The following is a 1,762-nucleotide window of genomic DNA, read 5'->3' as shown; positions in this document are numbered from 1 at the left end:
TTGTGATACCCCTCGAGCTGGAGTACAAAGCAAAACAAAGCTGATTGTCCAGTCTGAGCAGCTCATCTTCACTTGGAATCGCGACATCCTCTTTCTTACTCACAAAACCGCCTCCTCAATTGCAGAACGAAATGACTCGGGTTCCTCCTTCGGCTCAAATCTTCCAATTATCTCACCCTCTCTGTTAATCAAGAACTTCGTAGAGTTCCACTTCACCTTTCCCGAAAACTCTTTCTTCCCTCCGCCTGAAGTAAGAAACTCAAAAAGCGGATGGATGTTCTTCCCCTTCACATAAATCTTCGAAAACAACGGAAACGTAATGCTGAAGTTTGTACTGCAAAAAGCCTTTATATCTTCATCGCTGCCTGGCTCTTGGAAAAGAAAGTCATTGGAAGGGAACCCTAGCACAACGAAATCTCTATCTTTGAACTCTTCAAAGATTTTCTGCAGGCCGTCATATTGCGGAGTAAATCCGCATTTGCTTGCCGTGTTCACCAACAGCAAAACCTTCCCTTTGAAGTCTTCCATTGATTTATTCCATCCGTCAATAGTAGTCAATTGAAAATCATAAATACTCATTAGTTCACCTCCAATCGTATTGTACACTATTTAGTTGTACTATGGACGCTATTTAAATCATTGCTCTCATGAGAGCTGAAGAATCTGATTTGTGAATTCTTAACAGCTTTTGCAAGCAGCTGGAGAAGTCCAAGTTAGCATTCCATCTAAGACTTTTCTGCAGTATCTGTCTCTTGTCGTTCTGGGTTTCTGTCTCGAGCCGAGAATCCTAATTTCTTTCACGCTTTCGATAATGGAGAAATGGATTATTAGGGCAATCGGGCGTGCAAAGTGTTATAAATGAATATGGCATGGCTCGCAATAAGCTTTTTACAGATAATGAGGTGAATTCTTGATAAAAGCATCTTCAATAGCTGGAAAGGTCGAGACCGCATTAGTAAAGGCAAACACAATAATGGATGATAAGATTAAATCCTCTTTAAAACTCTACACCGGTCCTTTTTCATCTATTTTGAATGAGAACTCGTTACTTGCAGAAAAGCTGAAGCTTCCCCTGTGCCAGGACACAGGTTTCATTGAATTCTTTGTCTTCATCGGTCAGGAGGTATCTCTTGAGGAACCCTTATCAGACACCCTCGATACGGCTGTCAGGAGAGCGTATTCAAAAAATCCCTATCGATACTCAATTGTGAAGGACCCCCTAATACACAGAGAAAATACCGGAGACAATACACCTTCGGTCGTGCATACTTTCATGGTTTCCGGAAGAGAATTAGAGATACGTTTCCTCGTAAAAGGTGGAGGCAGCGAGAATCTCTCGAGACTGTTTATGCTCAACCCGACAACATCTCAAGAAGAGTTCATAGAAACAATTGCCAATTCAATTTCTGAAGGAGGAGCCAGGGGTTGTCCTCCACTCAGGGTCGGAATAGGCATCGGGGGAAGCTCAGAGAAATCAATGCTCCTTGCCAAGCTTGCTCTGACTAGAGAGTTGGATTCAAAGAATCCCGACGTTGACTACGCCTTACTTGAGAAGAAACTTCTGAATAAGATCAATTCCCTCCATATCGGTTATCAAGGACTGGGAGAGGGAATGACCGCTTACTCGGTTAGCATTGAAACTGCGCCTTGTCACATTGCGATTCTTCCGGTTTCATTGGCTGTTGATTGTTATCTCTGTAGAAAGGGGGTAGTTGCCTTTGAAGATAGATGATTTGTTCCCCGGTGAAGAACTCAGCTTCAC

General features: G+C 42.8%; 3 protein-coding genes. 1 reads left to right on the top strand and 2 read right to left on the bottom strand.

What is annotated here, in order from left to right; genetic code table 11:
- Nucleotides 1-103 (bottom strand): MarR family transcriptional regulator (locus ENN47_09245; GenBank protein ID HDP78348.1); only part of this gene is annotated, 103 nt, incomplete at its 3' end.
- Complete coding sequence (locus ENN47_09240) at nt 100-579, bottom strand: glutathione peroxidase (GenBank protein ID HDP78347.1); 480 nt, start codon at nt 577-579, stop codon at nt 100-102. The genes ENN47_09240 and ENN47_09245, both read right to left, overlap by 4 nt.
- Nucleotides 580-973: 394 nt before the next feature.
- Here ENN47_09240 and ENN47_09235 point away from each other — a divergent pair, with 394 nt between their 5' ends.
- Nucleotides 974-1,732 carry a fumarate hydratase gene (locus ENN47_09235; GenBank protein HDP78346.1) on the top strand — a complete coding sequence of 253 codons (759 nt, stop codon included), beginning with the start codon at nt 974-976 and terminating at the stop codon, nt 1,730-1,732.
- Nucleotides 1,733-1,762: the final 30 nt, after the last annotated feature.

This window comes from Mesotoga infera, from assembly GCA_011045915.1.
Lineage (GTDB): Bacteria > Thermotogota > Thermotogae > Petrotogales > Kosmotogaceae > Mesotoga > Mesotoga infera_D.
Note: the sequence above shows the minus strand (reverse complement) of the source record. Positions and strands in the feature narration are given on the sequence as shown.